This window comes from Lentibacillus daqui (assembly GCF_027186265.1).
Taxonomy (GTDB): domain Bacteria; phylum Bacillota; class Bacilli; order Bacillales; family Amphibacillaceae; genus Lentibacillus_C; species Lentibacillus_C daqui.
Genome location: NZ_CP114176.1, coordinates 1,225,768 through 1,242,518, shown reverse-complemented (window position 1 = coordinate 1,242,518; position 16,751 = coordinate 1,225,768). Strand labels below are relative to the sequence as shown.

Genomic DNA, 16,751 nt, shown 5'->3' with positions numbered 1-16,751 from the left:
TTACATTACAGAAAAGGATAAAGCACGTCAAAAATTTTGCCCAAGCTATTCCTTGTTAGTTTACGAACGATTTGAAAGGCAAATAACAACAGCAAGCCCCGAAGCCGGGTTTGCTGTTGTTATTTTTATTTTGAAGCCACTTTTTCCTTTTCTCTAAGCATTGTTTCCATCCGTTTGCGGTCACGTTCCAGAATCGGCCGTAAATAGCGCCCTGTGTACGATTCTTCCGTTTCTGCTATTTGTTCCGGTGTTCCGGTGGCAATAATTTCACCGCCACGTTCACCGCCTTCAGGTCCAAGATCAATAATATGATCAGCCGTTTTAATGACATCCAGGTTGTGTTCAATGATTAATACGGTATCCCCATTGTCAACCAATCGTTGCAAAACACTCAACAATCGCTTAATGTCAGCAACATGAAGACCTGTTGTTGGTTCATCCAGGATATAAAATGACTTACCATTCGAACGGCGATGCAATTCACTGGCAAGTTTGACCCGTTGTGCTTCCCCGCCGGATAATGTTGTTGCCGGCTGACCGAGTTTGACATAACCAAGACCAACATCATCAATCGTTTCCAGTTTACGTTTTATTTTCGGGATGTTGGCAAAAAAGTCCAATGCCTCTTCAATGGTCATATCCAGCACATCGGCAATGCTCTTGCCTTTATATTTCACTTCTAATGTTTCACGGTTATACCGTTTACCGTGACACACTTCACATGGTACATACACATCAGGCAAAAAGTGCATTTCAATTTTAATAATGCCATCACCGCGGCATGCTTCACAGCGACCGCCTTTGACATTAAAACTGAACCGTCCTTTTTTGTACCCCCGGATTTTTGCTTCATTCGTCTGGGCGAACACATCACGAATATCATCAAACACACCCGTATATGTTGCCGGATTGGAACGAGGAGTTCGACCAATTGGTGATTGATCAATATCGATGACCTTTTCGATATTATTTATCCCTTTGATCTTTTGATGCTTTCCAGGTTTAAGCTTGGCTTTATTCAATTGTTTCGCCAATGATTTATATAAAATTTCGTTTACCAACGTACTTTTTCCCGAACCGGAAACACCAGTAACAACGGTCATTAATCCAATTGGGAATTTCGCTGCGACATTTTTCAGGTTGTTTTCCTGTGCACCAACAACCTCAATGTTTTTTTTGGTTGGTTTCCGCCGTTTCAATGGAACAGAAACAAATTTTTCACCGGACAAATAGTTGCCAGTCAGGGACTTTTTGTTCTTCATTACCTTTTCCGGTGTTCCGCTTGCAACAATCTCGCCGCCATGATCCCCTGCACCCGGACCAATATCAATCAGCCAATCTGCGGCAAGCATCGTATCCTCATCATGTTCCACCACAATTAATGTATTATCCAAATCCCGCATTTGCTTTAACGTTCCAATTAATCGGTCATTATCCCGTTGATGTAACCCAATCGATGGTTCATCCAATACGTATAACACACCTGTTAACGCGGAACCAATTTGTGTAGCCAGGCGAATCCGCTGAGCTTCTCCGCCTGACAAAGTTCCGGCAGCACGTGACAATGTTAAATAATCCAGACCTACATTGTTCAAGAAGGTCAGCCGATTACTAATTTCTTTTAAAATCATCCGGGCAATTTTTTCTTCCTTTTCCGTTAACTCCAGCGTGCCAAAGAATTGACTTGCCTCGGTAATCGAAAAATCGGTAACCTGACTGATATGAAGGCCATTAATCAATACGGCAAGTGCTTCTTCCTTTAGCCGGTATCCATGACACGTCGGACAATCTTTGTGGGTCATGTATTTTTCCAATGTTTCTCGAATGAAGTCTGACGATGTCTCCCTATATCGTCGGGCAATATTGTTTACGACCCCTTCAAACATAATTTCGTTATCACGAACTTTACCAAAATCATTGACAAAATGGAAATGGATGCGTTCTTTGCCACTGCCATATAAAATAATGTCCATTTGCTGTTTGGACAAATTTTTCACCGGTACATCCATATCAATTCCATAATGGGTACAAACACTTTTCAAAAGCTGGGGATAATATTGCGAACTAATTGGTTCCCAGGCGGCGATAGCATGTTCATTCAGTGTTTTCTCCCAATCCGGAATAACCAGATCGATGTCAACAACCAAATTGGTTCCCAAACCATCACAGGTTGGGCAGGCACCATAGGGACTGTTGAATGAAAACAAACGTGGTTCCAGTTCACTGATGGAAAAACCGCAAATCGGGCAGGCATGGTTTTCACTGAATTTAAGTTCTTCGTCACCGATAACATCAACAATAATGTTTCCTTCCCCAAGTTCCAGTGCTGTTTCAATCGAATCACTAAGTCTCCCGGCCACGCCATCTTTTACAACAATCCGATCAACAACAACCTCAATGGAATGTTTTTTATTCTTTTCCAATTTAAATTCATCAGCAACTTCCCGCATCTCACCGTCTACGCGAATCCGTACATAACCTTCTTGTTTTAGTTGTTCAAAGATTTTCACATGTTCCCCTTTGCGACCGGAAACAACTGGTGCCAATATCTGCATTTTGGTACGCTCTGGGTATTCCAAAATCCGATCAACCATTTGTTGTACGGTTTGCGAGCTGATTTCGATTCCGTGCTTTGGACAGGTTGGCCGTCCTACCCGGGCAAACAGCAAGCGCAAGTAATCATAAATTTCCGTAACAGTTCCTACCGTCGACCGTGGATTCCGGCTGGTTGTTTTTTGATCAATGGAAATGGCCGGAGAAAGCCCTTCAATGGCATCCACATCCGGTTTGTCCATTTGTCCCAGGAATTGTCTGGCATATGCCGATAATGATTCCACATAACGACGCTGACCTTCAGCATAGATCGTGTCAAAGGCAAGCGATGATTTTCCGGATCCGGATAGGCCGGTCAGAACGACAAGTTTGTTCTTTGGAATAGAAATGTCGATGTTTTTTAAATTATGTGCTCTGGCACCTTTTATTTGTATAGCTTTACTAGGCATGATGAACTCGTCATCCTTCCATTTTAATTATAGAAAAGAAGCATAAAAATTTGCGCTCTACTCTGCTTGGGACAAGGCGAGCCCCGTCCGGCTCCAGCACCCAGCGGCTAGTGTGCTTCCTTCACCTTCGTACGATAAGTCAACATCGACTCGGGGTAAAGGAAGGCCGACTAAAAACGGCCTTTGCGGCCAACGTCGGCATACCCCTTTTGCAGAGGCATGTTTCCTTTATCTCCTACGGTTCAGTCCAGCACATACGCCGCTAACCGGGTGCTTACGCCTTTGTTCTTATGATACTTCTGCTTTTAGCTCCAGTACAATATCGCGCAGTTCTGCGGCCCTTTCAAAATCAAGCGCTTTGGCAGCTTCTTTCATTTCTTTTTCCATATTCTCGATTGCCTTTTCCTTGTCTTTCTTAGGCAATTTTGTCAGGTTGGTTCCCTCTGCGTTATATGTTTCCTGATCTTCCGCAGCAACTGTAGCCTGAATAACATCACGTACTTCTTTGCGAATCGTTTTCGGTGTAATATGATGTTCTTTATTATACGCCATTTGTTTTTCACGGCGACGATTCGTTTCATCAATGGCAGCCTGCATGGAATTGGTAATGTTATCGGCATACATCACTACCATACCATTTTCGTTTCTGGCTGCCCGCCCCATGGTTTGAATCAGAGAACGCTCTGACCGTAAAAATCCTTCTTTATCAGCATCCAAAATAGCTACAAGCGATACTTCAGGTATGTCTAGTCCTTCACGTAACAAGTTAATGCCAACGAGAACATCGTATTTACCCACACGCAAATCACGAATAATTTCAATTCGCTCCAGTGTCTTAATCTCCGAATGCAGGTAAGCAACTTTGATCCCGATTTCCTTTAAATAATCGGTCAAATCCTCCGACATTTTCTTGGTCAGCGTTGTCACAAGCACCCGTTCATTACGTTCAGCCCGGGTATTAATTTCGCCAATTAAATCATCAATTTGCCCCTTAATCGGACGCACCTTAATTTCTGGATCCAAAAGTCCTGTTGGTCGAATGATCTGCTCGGTCACAACCGATGAGTGTTCCATTTCATATGGCCCGGGGGTTGCTGATACAAAAATGAGCTGGTTGGACAGCTTTTCGAATTCTTCAAATGTCAACGGCCGGTTATCGAGCGCTGATGGAAGACGGAATCCATGATCAATTAAAACCTGTTTCCTTGCTCTGTCTCCGTTATACATTCCTCTGATTTGCGGTAATGTAACATGGGATTCATCAATAATGGTTAAATAGTCCTCGGGAAAATAATCAAGCAATGTGTATGGTGTTGATCCAGGTTCCCGCAATGCCAAATGACGGGAGTAGTTTTCAATACCGGAGCAAAAACCCATCTCCTGCATCATTTCAAGATCATAGTTGGTTCGCTGCTCCAGACGCTGTGCTTCCAGCAATTTATTGTCATCACGTAATTCTTTTAAACGTTCGTCCAGTTCTTGCCGGATACTTTCCATAGCCATTTTCAGTTTTCCTTCACGGGTTACATAGTGGGACGCCGGGAAAATAGCAACATGTTCCCGATCCCCAATGATTTCACCAGTCAAGGCATCGACCTCGCGAATACGGTCAATCTCATCACCGAAGAATTCAATACGCAGACAATGCTCTTCATGCGATGCGGGGATAACTTCGACGGAATCACCACGCACGCGAAATGTCCCACGTTTAAAGTCAATATCATTTCTGGCATATTGGATATCAACCAATTCACGTAATAATTGATCGCGGTCTTTTTCCATACCCATGCGTAATGATAATACCTGACTGCCATATTCGTCCGGGGACCCCAAACCAAATATGCATGATACACTGGCAACAATTAAAACATCATTTCGTTCAAATAATGCCGACGTTGCAGAGTGTCGCAATTTATCTATTTCATCATTTATACTTGCATCTTTTTCAATAAATGTATCAGATGATGGGACATATGCCTCTGGTTGATAGTAATCATAAAAACTGACAAAGTACTCTACTGCGTTGTTCGGGAAATATTCCTTAAACTCACTGTATAGCTGCCCTGCCAAAGTTTTATTATGGGCAATAACCAGTGTCGGACGATTGATTTCCTTGATTACATTGGATGCCGTAAATGTTTTCCCTGTACCCGTCGCCCCAAGTAAAGTCTGATGCCGTTGACCAGCCAGTATTTTTTGCACTAATTCTTCAATAGCTTTTGGCTGATCACCCTGTGGCTCATAGTTCGCCACCAGATCAAACTGATTTTCCATAAGGCAAGCCTCCGATCTATATTCTCTCTCATTAGTTTACCATAGATATTTAATTATTTTAACATACAAACGAACGAGTATTCGATTTTTTTGCTTAAGAAGTTTAATATTAGTATTTCCAACCTGAGGATATACCAGTCATGAACATGTGCCTATCAAGGTTTATGACATGGATTCTATTCTTGCTTCACATTCGAGTCTTTATTTCTCTTTCTCTCAGACAGCCGATATTTTTCTTTGGCAAACAAAATTCCCAATTCATGATGATCGTGCTGGTAAAAGGCGTGTTGTACAAAACGAATCTCTCCGCCATCGTCAATTACGTCCATTTTGAAGTATGCACCACTAGTCTGTAATGCACGATAAAAGTCGGCCACTTGATTGACACGTTGTCCATTAACCTTATAAATCGTCTCCCCGGTTAACACACCAACTTGGTCAGCCGGCGAACCAGGAATGACTCCCAACACCTTTAATCCATTTTTCTCCATATGAAAATATGGATTGCTTTTATTATCATATACTTGGTGTTTATAACGAATATATTCTCTGCCCAAAATAGCTATAATAACAGCAGTAAGTGACAGCCATGTAATAAATAAACTCCCCACAGCAAGTAATAATACCAATACACCAAGCATCCCAATGGAAGTGGCCAATTTTCTTTTTACCTGATAAGGGGCATGTCCTTTTACAATATGATCAAACCCAAGTAGAAAAGGCACCAGTAATATACTATACGAGTCTGCGCCAATTGAAATAGTCGGCCAAAATGAAGCAAATGGGGTAATCGCCCCGGAAGGTATTAATACAAAGAATGGGATGATGCTCATTTTTTTCAAGTGGTGTTGCCCTACCCACTTACCACGTTTGCTCATTACCAGCTCGGGAAATGATTCATTTCGATTTACATGGTTCACCTGGATCCCTTCGACCAATAACAATAACCCCAATAAAAGCGCTAATCCGGTGAAATTTACAGCCGAAAATAAATCGTTGCCGTGAATGAACGGGATTTCGTCCGTTAGCAGGGGAATAAATAATAGCAATAAAAACGTTATTCCAATAGTGTAACTTGGAGAAAGATAGGTGAATTTTAATGCGACACTAAGCACAATACTTACCAGACTTAATAGAATAACAGTCTCATAAGAAAAGATTACTCCCAACCCTAAACATACTACGGAAACAACCAAACCGGATACAAGCGATATCCGCCATGTGTTTTGCCATTCCGCAAACACATCAAATACTTTTATACCAAAATTGCTTCGTTCCTTTTTGACTCTGGATATTCCACTTAAAACAACTAGTATAACCGCCCAATACAGAAGCGGATTTAAAAACAATTTGCCAATTCCCTTGACCAATTCGAATAACCATGCTTCAGCCAATTTAATCACCTTCTTCACATAACAATTATGTACGTCTTTTCAAGCATGTCAACTGGCATTATTTCTGTTTTGTACATACTCCTTTTATTTTACCATGATACGATATTTTGAACACAACAAATCCGCGGGCTTTTCCGCGGATTTACTATCTTATTTATACAGTTCCTGCAAGGCCTTTTTCATTTGCTGATCGTCATCACCTTCGCGAATATGATCAATAATTTGTGCTTCAATCAGTTCTGCGGTTTTTTCATCAACCTTGCCTGTTTGTTTTAAATCGTTGTCCTGTTGAAACGCCTTGACTGCTTGCTCTGTCTGTTTATTAAAGTATCCATCATCACGGCCAGTATCATAGTTCAATCCCGATAACATGATTTGTATGTTCTTAATGTTTTCACCCGTATGGTTGTAGGCAAGTGGTTTTTTGACCTTGATCGGGTTTGAATAAAAATAATTTGGCTGCTTTTCCTTAATCGTTGGCTCAACTCCTTTGTCGTGAATCCAATTTCCTTTAGGGGAAAGCCATTTATAAAAGGTTAGTTTAATGGTGCTTCCATCCCCCATAGGAACTGCTTGTTGCACGGTTCCTTTTCCGAAGCTTTTCGTTCCCACGACATCATATCCAGCCTCTTTCATCGCCACCGCCAGAATTTCCGAAGCTGAGGCACTCCCCTCATCAACTATAACACTAATTGGGTAATCTTTTTTCTTTTTCAGATCTGAGTAATATGGTGTCTTTTCACCATTTTGATCCTCAATCTGGACATATGGCAGGTCTTTCGGAATGAACATTTTCAAAATATCCTGGACTGCATCAAATAATCCGCCGGGGTTACCCCGAACATCAATAACCAGACCCTCGATTCCCTGCTTTTCCAGTTTCGTTAATTGCTCATCAAATTCCTTCGCTGTATTCTCCGAGAATGTGGTAATTTCTAGTATGCCGGTTTTTTTTCCGTTCATTTTCTTAACATCCGCATTCACGGTCTCAACGGGGATGTCATCACGTACAAGGGTTACATCAAACGGGTCAGAAACACCGGGTCGTTGTACTTTCAAGACAACTTTGGAACCTTTCTTCCCGCGTATTTTTTCCACGGCTTCATATAGTTCCAATCCTTCGACACTCTCATCATTCACCTTTAAAACCTGATCATTAGGTCGTAATCCAGCATCTTCAGCAGGTGAATCTTTGATCGGAGCGATGATGGTGACCTTTCCATTTTTCAAGCTTACTTCAGCACCAATACCCTCAAAAGATGATTCTATGGTTTCGTTAAAGCCTTTCATCGTTTCGGCATCCATATATGTACTGTAAGGGTCATCCAATGTTTTTAGCATTCCCTTAACAGCGCCGTCAATTAAATCTTGATCCTTTACATCCTCTAAATAATTCTCTTTAATTAATTGAAAAGCCTGTTCCACTTTATCCATATTTTCCGGTACTTCGGTATTGCCACTTGCAGTAGATGGCGTGTCCAAATTGGTTTCGCTATTTTCCTTCGCCTGATGCGGTTGTGCCAGTTTCACTCCTGCAAAACCCCCGACAAAAGCGAGAATAAGCGCTAAAGCTAAAATAAGTATATGCTGTTTTTTAAACTTCATCATCTCACCCCAATTAATCATTTTTGGATTGGTGGTTCTTATCTATAAAATATTAAACATTCTCATGTACATTCGTCAAACAGACTAGCCGACCTATTCTATTAGCGTTCCAAGATTGGCCTGTTCATTTTCCTATCAAAAAAGCATCACACCGTAATGTGCGATGCCTTTAATATATAGCCTATGCTTGATTGAGTCAAATCATGAAATCCACCGATTGGAGCTCGATACAAGTTTTCCAGATTCATAACGAGATGGTTATTGTAAATATGGCATTGGGTCGACACCGCTACGGTAGCTCCATTGTCCCTCATGAACTTCAAAGTGACAATGACTTCCAAACGATTGTCCTGTATTGCCCATTAAACCTATCTGCTGACCAGCGTTAACATGATCACCATAACTAACGGACAAACTTGACATATGTGCATAAACCGTTGTCAGGTTAAGATGTGGATGGTAGACATATACCACATTTCCGTAGCTATCCGAACGCTCAGCCCGGGTTACGGTACCCGATTCAGAAGCATGGATTGGTGTACCAGTAGAATTGGCAATATCGACGCCGTAGTGATAGCCAAAACTTCTCGCTCCGTAGCCTGATGATAGCCGTCCGTTTGCCGGCCACGCTAATTTGCCACTACCACCAGTTTGGATGTTTTCAGAGCTGCTGCTCTTACTGGTATTACTGCTAGTACTCGTTGTATTTGCATTTGCACTTGTCCGGGGCTTTTGTGCCTTTTCTTGTTCTTTTGCTTTGGCCCTTCGCTCTTCTGCCTGTTTTTCCAATTTGGCCTTTTGATCAGCGGCGGATTTTTTGTCTTGTTCAATCGCTTGGGCCTGTTGATCCATTACCCGTTCCTGCTCTTCCAAACTCATTTTGTAATCTTCCAGTTCATCGTGTTCTTTTTCGAGCTTCTTCATCATTTTTTTCTTCTCGCCCGTTTGTTTATTCAATTTTTTCTTCAAGGATTCCAGTTCCTTTTTTTGCGCCTCTAATGTAGCCTTTTTGTCTTCTACTTCTTTTTTATTCTGTTGAACGTCGGATCGCTTTTTTTCCAATTCCTTTTTATCAGCTTCCAACGCTTCCATAATTCCCTTATCGGAATCCATGATTGTATTAACTACCGATGATCTGCTAATAAAATCGCTAAAGTTTTGTGAGCCAAGAATAACTTCCATATACTTCATATCTCCACCATTTTGTTGAATGGCTCGAAGTCGCTCTTTAAGCAATGCCTCTCGTTCTTTAATACTTGTTTTTAACTTTTCAATTTCTTGTTTCAATTCCTTGATTTGTTCCTTTAGCTGATTGATTTCATTGTTAGTTTCAGCAATTTTATCTTCTTTGGCATTAATTTTGGTTTTTGTATCAGAAAGTTGATCATCCAGCTTATTCAACTGGTCTGTTACATTATCTTGCTTAGACAGATTATCATTCATTTTTTTGTCGGCATCGTTTTTCTTATTGTTTACATCCCCTTGTTTTTCTGTCAGTTCATCTTTTTCTTTTTCCAACTGATTGATCTGATCGTTCACTTCGTCCATTGATTTTGCATGAACAGGACTGATCGCAGAAAAACTTGATCCCAACATGAGGACTCCAGTAAGTATATATGGTGCTACTTTTTTCATCTCGTAAACCCTACCCTTTCTCTCTACAATTGCAACCATTATTCAAAAAGTCACCAAATATCAGCTGTACATTTGTTTTTTTATTTGGCAACTTTTTGATATGTTTTTTCTATTAACATCGGTCTTTAGGACATCTGCTATTAAACTTTCAAGAACTTACGGACACTCATTGTGCTGCCCCAAATTCCAATCACTGCACCAATTAGTAGAATAACAAGTGATAATTCCCAAGCAAACGGGTTAAAAGGTAATAATGTTACAAAGCTAAATGAGATTTTCTGACTAAGAACATTCTCCAGATAGTAATAACCACCTAAAACAACGGCGATCGGAATTACTGCCCCAAGGATACCTAGTAACATCCCCTCAATGAAAAATGGCCACCGAATGAATCCATTGGTCGCTCCAACCAATTTCATAATGCCGATTTCCTTACTGCGCGCCATAATCGTGAGTTTAATAGTGTTTGAGATTAGGAATGTCGCGGTAAATAATAATCCAACAATCAAGATAATCCCAATAGTCCGGGCATATTTGTTAAATTGGAATAATCGCTTGACTACATCCTGGCCATAGTTCACTTCTTGCACACTATCGAACCCGCTGATTTCTTTGGCAACATTGATGGTGTCAACTGGATCTTTTGTTTTGACCACAAACACATGGTTCAGCGGATTATCCTGTTCAAATAACTCCCAAGCGTCTCCTTGTTTTCCCATGCTTTCAATAAGTTCCTTTAACTGTTCATCCTTTGATGAGAACCGGACACTTTCTACCTTGCCAATGTCCTTAATTTCCCCATTCAATTGTTCAATTTGAGCTTTATTTGCTGTGGAGTCAATCAGCACATTAATTTCAACGTCGCCCTCAATGTTATCGGCCATATTATTCAAGTTGAACATTATTGCAAGAAAGGCACCGACCAAAATCAATGTCGTTGTGACGGCACCAACCGAGGCCACTGTCATCCAGCCGTTGCGAAAAATATTTTTAAACCCTTCACGAACATGCCGTCTTAATGTTCTAAATCTCATAGCCGTATTCACCTCGATGTTCGTCTCGTACAATTAAGCCATCTTCTACGGCTATAACACGTTTTTTTAAGGTATTGACGATTTCTTTATTATGCGTAGCCATGATAATGGTCGTACCACGCAAATTGATTTCTTCAAAAATGCGCATAATCCCCCAGGAAGTGTCGGGATCAATATTACCTGTTGGCTCGTCTGCGATCACTATTTTAGGTTGATTGATAATTGCCCGTGCAATAGATACACGCTGCTGCTCCCCACCGGATAGTTCATCCGGAATAAACCTGGCTTTGTTTTTCAATCCAACCATTTCCAGTACTTCCATGACCCGTTTACGAATTGTTTTAGGCGGCTTTTCGATTACTTCCAATGCAAAGGCAACATTTTCATAGACTGTTAGTTTGGGTAACAATTTAAAATCTTGGAAGATCACACCGATGTCACGGCGCAGATAGGGGACTTTTCGTTCTTTTATCTCGGCTATATTTTTATTGTTGATAATGATTAATCCTTCAGAGGGTTTTTCTTCGCGATAGATAAGTTTAACAAAAGTGGATTTCCCTGCACCACTCGGACCGACTATGTAAACAAACTCTCCCATGTCGATCGATACATTAATTCCATTAAGTGCAGTCACACCGTTGGAATATGTTTTATATACATCTTTCATCGTTATCATATTTCAAATCACCTTTTAAATTATTTAAATTCGTTTAAGAGGATGTTCAAAAAGTCCGGTAAAAATGACATGCCCCTTCAAAAGGGGTATGCCGACGCCTGAGCGCAAGCCCGTTTTTAGTCGGCCTTCCTTTGAAGCTCGTTGGCTTGCTTTTCCGCTCCTCATGTACCTTTTATGTACACTCCGGTGCTCAAAGCTACGCCGCCTAGAACTTCTCGGTCCTTTTTGAACACGCACTTTAAGTTGGGATGTGTGCCGGGGTTCATTATCGGTAACTTGCAACAGTATTTTATCATACTTTCCATAGTATAACATTTTTCGACGACATTTTTAGGCAAAAAAATATTACATTTTTATTTCAAATGCAATATTTTAATTGTAGTCACTGCTTCATGTCAACACTTCATTAGACCTATTTATTAAAAACTTATGAAAAAAATTTAAAAAGCTTGACCAACCATATAAGGTTGGTCAAGCTTCCCTAAAATCTTCTTATTTCTTTTGTGCCAGCCAAGAAGCGATTAGATCAACATCGTCACCAGTAGCCATTCCTGCTGGCATTGTTCCTTGGTCGCCTTCTTTACCATTTTCAATAATGTCAGCAATTTCATCCTTGGAATATTTTGATCCTACTTTTTGCAAGTTAGGACCGCTTTGGCCAGATAAATCAGAGCCGTGACAAGAAGCACAATTACTTTGGAAAGCATCCTCTGCAGCTTGCTCGTCTACATTGCCACCATTATTTTCTTCCTTGGCATTATTGTTCCCGTTGTCATTGCCTGCGTTGTCATCCCCGCCGCCACCGCAAGCTCCGAGTACAAGGGCGGTACCAAAAAGAACCGCTAATAACCATTTCTTCACTTTAAAATCCCCCTAACAAAAAGAATTTTACTATCAAGGATATTGTAACCCATTTGCCAAATTTTAAAACCCTTGATTTTCCATTGGGCATTGAAAAAGCGACCAAAATGCATCAATAGCAACACTTATACAGATTATGACAAATTACCGACAAATTCACGTATATGCCGGGAATGGTTTTCACTTCATTTGCGAGCGTAAATATGCATCAATAAATGGATCCAAATCACCATCAATAACACCTTGCGCATTCCCGACCTCTACATTGGTTCGATGATCCTTGACCATGGAATACGGGTGAAAAACATAGGATCGAATTTGACTGCCCCAGCCAATTTCTTTTTGTTCACCGCGAATTTCATTTAATTCTTGTTGCTGACGTTCGATTTCCAATTGATACAATTTTGATTTGAGCATTTTCATTGCTTGTTCCCGGTTTTGTATCTGTGAACGTTCTGATTGGCAGGTCACCACGATATTGGTTGGCAAATGGGTAATTCTGACTGCAGAATCTGTCTTGTTTACATGCTGGCCGCCTGCACCGCTGGAACGGTACGTATCAATTTTCAAATCTTCATTGTTAATATCTATTTCCACTTCATCATTAAACTCAGGTGTAACATCGCAGGAAACAAATGATGTATGTCTTCTTCCGGACGAATCAAAAGGAGATATTCGTACCAGACGATGAACGCCCTTTTCCGCCTTAAGATACCCGTAGGCATTATGACCTTTAATAAATAGCGTTACACTTTTAACCCCTGCCTCATCCCCAGGCAAATAATCAAGTGTTTCAACCTGAAATCCTTTACTTTCGGCCCAGCGCTGATACATCCGCAGTAGCATGCTGGCCCAGTCCTGTGATTCTGTTCCGCCAGCACCGGGATGAAGCTCAAGTAAGGCATTATTGGCATCATATGGTTCACTTAACAACAATTGCAATTCAAACTGATTAACACTTTCCTGCAGGTCATTCATCCCATCTTCTAGTTCAGCAAATAGATCGGGATCATTTTCCTCTTTTACTAATTCATAACTAACCTCCAGATCGTCCAGTTTTGCCTCCAATTCAGCAAACCGGTCAACATAATTCTTTAGCCCGTTTGTTTCATTAATCACTTTTTGCGCCTCGTTGGGATGATCCCAAAAACCAGGGTCAGTCATTTGCAATTCCAACTCTTTTATCCGGTCCTCTTTTGCCTCTAAGTCAAAGAGACCCCCTAAAATCGGCAATACGCGCCTTTATTTTTTCTAATTCATGGTTGATTTCTGTTAGTTCCATCCTGTCACCTCATTATTAGAGGAAATTCAAAAAGTCCGGTAAAAATGACGCTTCGAATTTCAGCGTTGGCTTGCTTTTCCGCTCCTCATGTACCTCTATGTACACTCCGGTGCTCAAAGCTACGCCGCCTTGAACCTCTTGGTCCTTTTTACCCTCCTTTTGAACACCCCTATTAGTTTTGTATATTCTCGGAAAAACACTCCCTTGATTCGGGAGTGTTTTTGAGCTATTGCGTGAGCGCTTCGGCCTTGTCTATCTATTTCCATCCTTAGCGACCATGGCAATTTTTATATTTTTTGCCGCTTCCGCATGGACATGGGTCATTCCTACCTATACGTTCTTTTTTCACATACGGTTTTTTTGATTTCTTTTTATCATTATCTTCTCCACCGGAAACTGCTTGGGTGTTTTTGACAACTTCCTGTCGCTGTAGGTTTTGGCGAATTTGTGCCTTCATCACATATTTGGAGACTTCTTCCTCAATTGCTGTGACCATTTGTTCAAACATGTGGAATCCTTCCGCCTGATACTCCTGTAAAGGATCATTTTGCCCATATGCTCGTAAATGGATACCTTGTCGTAATTGATCCATCTGATCGATATGATCCATCCATTTGCTATCAACTGTCCGCAGCAAAATGACTTTTTCAAATTCGCGCATTTGTTCCGGTGATATTTCTTCTTCTTTCTCATCATATTTCCTTTTCAGAATCTCCATGATTTGCTCAACCATTTCCTCTGGTTCTTTACCAAGCAAATCATCTGCTGAAATATCTTCCGGATCCAATAGGTTTCCATGTAAATAATCAACAATTGCAGTTAATTCCCAGTTTTCATCCAAATCATCTGCTGTGTGTGACTGGACGACACGTTCAACGGTAGATTGGATCATTCCTTCAATGATTTCCCGTAAATTTTCTGAGTCAATCACGTCAAACCGTTGCTTGTAAATGATTTCCCGCTGTTCACGAAGCACATCATCATAGGATAACACCGTTTTACGTGCATCAAAGTTATTACCCTCTACTCGTTTTTGCGCGGATTCAACTGCCCTGGAAACCATTTTGCTTTCAATTGGCTGTGTATCATCCATCCCCAGCCGCTCCATCATTGAACGGAGATTATCAGAACCAAATCGGCGCATTAACTCATCTTCCATGGATAAATAAAACTGTGTAATTCCTGGGTCGCCTTGTCGTCCGGAACGACCACGCAACTGATTATCAATCCGGCGTGACTCATGCCGCTCCGTACCGATGACCGCCAGTCCGCCAAGTTCCTTGACGCCTTCACCAAGTTTAATATCTGTTCCACGTCCGGCCATATTGGTAGCAATTGTTACAGCGCCTTTCTCACCGGCATTCTCAATAATTTCCGCTTCTCTAAAGTGGTTTTTGGCATTTAAGACATCATGTTTAACACCCATTCGCTTTAGCAAGTTGGAGATTAATTCTGATGTTTCAACAGCTACAGTTCCAACTAGAACAGGCTGTCCTTTTTCATGCCGCTCCTTAATATCTTCTGCAACCGCCTTAAACTTGCCATCCATTGTTTTATAAATTAAATCGGCCCGGTCCTCACGGATAATTGGTTTATTGGTTGGAATCGTAATAACATCCATATTATAAATGCTGCGAAATTCCTCTTCCTCCGTTTTTGCTGTACCAGTCATCCCGGACAGCTTCTGATACATCCGGAAATAATTTTGGAAGGTAATGGATGCAAGGGTCATGCTTTCATTTTGAATTTGCAGACCCTCTTTCGCCTCAATTGCCTGATGAAGGCCATCACTATAACGACGGCCTTTCATCAGTCGGCCAGTAAATTGATCAACAATGACAACCTCGCCTTCCTGAACCACGTAATCCGTATCTCGATGCATGGAAACATGTGCCTTCAATGCTTGGTTGATATGATGGGTCAATGTGACGTGATTTAAATCAAACAGGTTATCAATCGAAAAATAACGTTCTGCCTTATTGATCCCTTCCTCTGTCAATTGTACACCCTTCGTCTTCTCGTCATACGTATAATCAGTTTCATTTTTCAACGTACTGACAAAGGAATTTGCCTGTTGGTACATCGAGGCAGACTTTTGCGCTGAGCCAGAAATAATTAATGGCGTTCTCGCTTCATCAATCAAAATGGAGTCGACCTCGTCAATGATAGCAAAATTGAGCGGACGTTGTACCATCTCCTCTTTGTAAAGCACCATGTTATCACGCAGGTAATCAAATCCATACTCATTATTGGTTCCATATGTGATATCACAATAATAAGCATCCCGTTTTTCTTCTTTTGACAGCCCGTTACCGTTTAAACCTACTGTCAAACCGAGAAATCCGAATAACTCTCCCATTTCCCGTGCATCACGGTCAGCCAGATAGTCATTAACGGTTACAATATGAACCCCTTTACCGGAAAGTGCATTTAAATAGGCTGGCAATGTTGAAGCGAGTGTTTTCCCTTCCCCGGTTTTCATTTCGGCTATATTTCCTTCGTGAAGAGCAACCGCACCTAGTAATTGAACCGGAAACGGACGCATACCAAGGACACGTTTGGAGGCTTCCCGTACAACGGCATATGCCTCTACCAACATGTCGTCAAGTGATTCGCCGTTCTGATACCGCTCCTTAAATTCTTCCGTCTTATTTTTTAAATCATCATCGGTAAATTTTTCATATTCTGGTTCTAATGCATCTATCTTATCTACTGTTTTTTGATATTTGTTAAGTTGTTTTTGATTTCCATCACCAAAAATTTTTTGCAATAATCCTGGCATAATAAAACGCTCCTCGCAAGGTAAAAATCGTCACTTAAAGAGACTGTTCAAAACATCCGGGTAAAAATGACATTTCGAATTTCAACTGTCCCGAAATTCGACGTACTATTGTCGGCGTAGCAACAGAACGCCCGAGACCTTAGCCGGCCTCGATTTTTTTATCCTCCTTTTTGAACACACCCTTATACTACGATAGTCCATGATCA

Annotated in this window: 10 protein-coding genes; all 10 read right to left on the bottom strand. The window is 41.1% G+C overall.

Features of this window, described 5'->3' with window-relative positions; all coding sequences use genetic code 11:
• Positions 1-125 precede the first annotated feature (125 nt).
• The 10 genes from uvrA to secA all read right to left on the bottom strand — a co-directional run bounded on the left by uvrA (position 126) and on the right by secA (position 16,545).
• Entirely contained in the window at positions 126-3,002 is a 2,877-nt protein-coding gene (uvrA, locus tag O2S85_RS06260; RefSeq protein ID WP_269411827.1) for an excinuclease ABC subunit UvrA, read from the bottom strand.
• A 288-nt stretch (positions 3,003-3,290) separates the two neighbouring features.
• On the bottom strand, positions 3,291-5,276 hold the full coding sequence (uvrB, locus tag O2S85_RS06255) for an excinuclease ABC subunit UvrB (protein ID WP_269411826.1): 1,986 nt from the start codon (positions 5,274-5,276) through the stop codon (positions 3,291-3,293).
• Positions 5,277-5,452: 176 nt separating this feature from the next.
• On the bottom strand, positions 5,453-6,688 hold the full coding sequence (locus tag O2S85_RS06250; protein WP_269411825.1) for a PDZ domain-containing protein: 1,236 nt from the start codon (positions 6,686-6,688) through the stop codon (positions 5,453-5,455).
• Between the two features lie 132 nt (positions 6,689-6,820).
• Complete coding sequence (locus tag O2S85_RS06245; protein WP_269412494.1) at positions 6,821-8,275, bottom strand: S41 family peptidase; 1,455 nt, start codon at positions 8,273-8,275, stop codon at positions 6,821-6,823.
• A gap of 258 nt (positions 8,276-8,533) precedes the next feature.
• Positions 8,534-9,910 (bottom strand): murein hydrolase activator EnvC family protein, encoded by a 1,377-nt coding sequence (locus tag O2S85_RS06240; protein WP_269411824.1) that lies wholly within the window; start codon positions 9,908-9,910, stop codon positions 8,534-8,536.
• Between the two features lie 140 nt (positions 9,911-10,050).
• On the bottom strand, positions 10,051-10,944 hold the full coding sequence (gene ftsX / locus O2S85_RS06235; protein WP_269411823.1) for a permease-like cell division protein FtsX: 894 nt from the start codon (positions 10,942-10,944) through the stop codon (positions 10,051-10,053).
• Positions 10,934-11,620: a cell division ATP-binding protein FtsE gene (gene ftsE, locus O2S85_RS06230; RefSeq protein ID WP_269411822.1), complete on the bottom strand. Its 687-nt coding sequence runs from the start codon at positions 11,618-11,620 to the stop codon at positions 10,934-10,936. Before ftsE ends, ftsX begins: the two co-directional genes overlap by 11 nt.
• Positions 11,621-12,112: 492 nt before the next feature.
• Positions 12,113-12,481 (bottom strand): cytochrome c551, encoded by a 369-nt coding sequence (cccB, locus tag O2S85_RS06225; protein WP_269411821.1) that lies wholly within the window; start codon positions 12,479-12,481, stop codon positions 12,113-12,115.
• Between the two features lie 180 nt (positions 12,482-12,661).
• A protein-coding gene (prfB, locus tag O2S85_RS06220) for a peptide chain release factor 2 (RefSeq protein WP_269411820.1) occupies positions 12,662-13,763 on the bottom strand; the annotation gives its coding sequence in 2 pieces (ribosomal slippage) (positions 12,662-13,690 and positions 13,692-13,763; 1,101 coding nt in all).
• Between the two features lie 268 nt (positions 13,764-14,031).
• Positions 14,032-16,545 (bottom strand): preprotein translocase subunit SecA, encoded by a 2,514-nt coding sequence (gene secA / locus O2S85_RS06215; RefSeq protein WP_269411819.1) that lies wholly within the window; start codon positions 16,543-16,545, stop codon positions 14,032-14,034.
• Between the last annotated feature and the right edge of the window lie 206 nt (positions 16,546-16,751).

What these genes read in the sequence shown, in the direction of transcription:
- uvrB (WP_269411826.1), bottom strand. Translation starts at nt 5,276, where the DNA reads ATGGAAAATCAGTTTGATCTGGTGGCGAACTATGAGCCACAGGGTGAT.
- O2S85_RS06240 (WP_269411824.1), bottom strand. Translation starts at nt 9,910, where the DNA reads ATGAAAAAAGTAGCACCATATATACTTACTGGAGTCCTCATGTTGGGA.
- uvrA (WP_269411827.1), bottom strand. Translation starts at nt 3,002, where the DNA reads ATGCCTAGTAAAGCTATACAAATAAAAGGTGCCAGAGCACATAATTTA.
- O2S85_RS06245 (WP_269412494.1), bottom strand. Translation starts at nt 8,275, where the DNA reads ATGAAGTTTAAAAAACAGCATATACTTATTTTAGCTTTAGCGCTTATT.
- ftsE (WP_269411822.1), bottom strand. Translation starts at nt 11,620, where the DNA reads ATGATAACGATGAAAGATGTATATAAAACATATTCCAACGGTGTGACT.
- ftsX (WP_269411823.1), bottom strand. Translation starts at nt 10,944, where the DNA reads ATGAGATTTAGAACATTAAGACGGCATGTTCGTGAAGGGTTTAAAAAT.
- secA (WP_269411819.1), bottom strand. Translation starts at nt 16,545, where the DNA reads ATGCCAGGATTATTGCAAAAAATTTTTGGTGATGGAAATCAAAAACAA.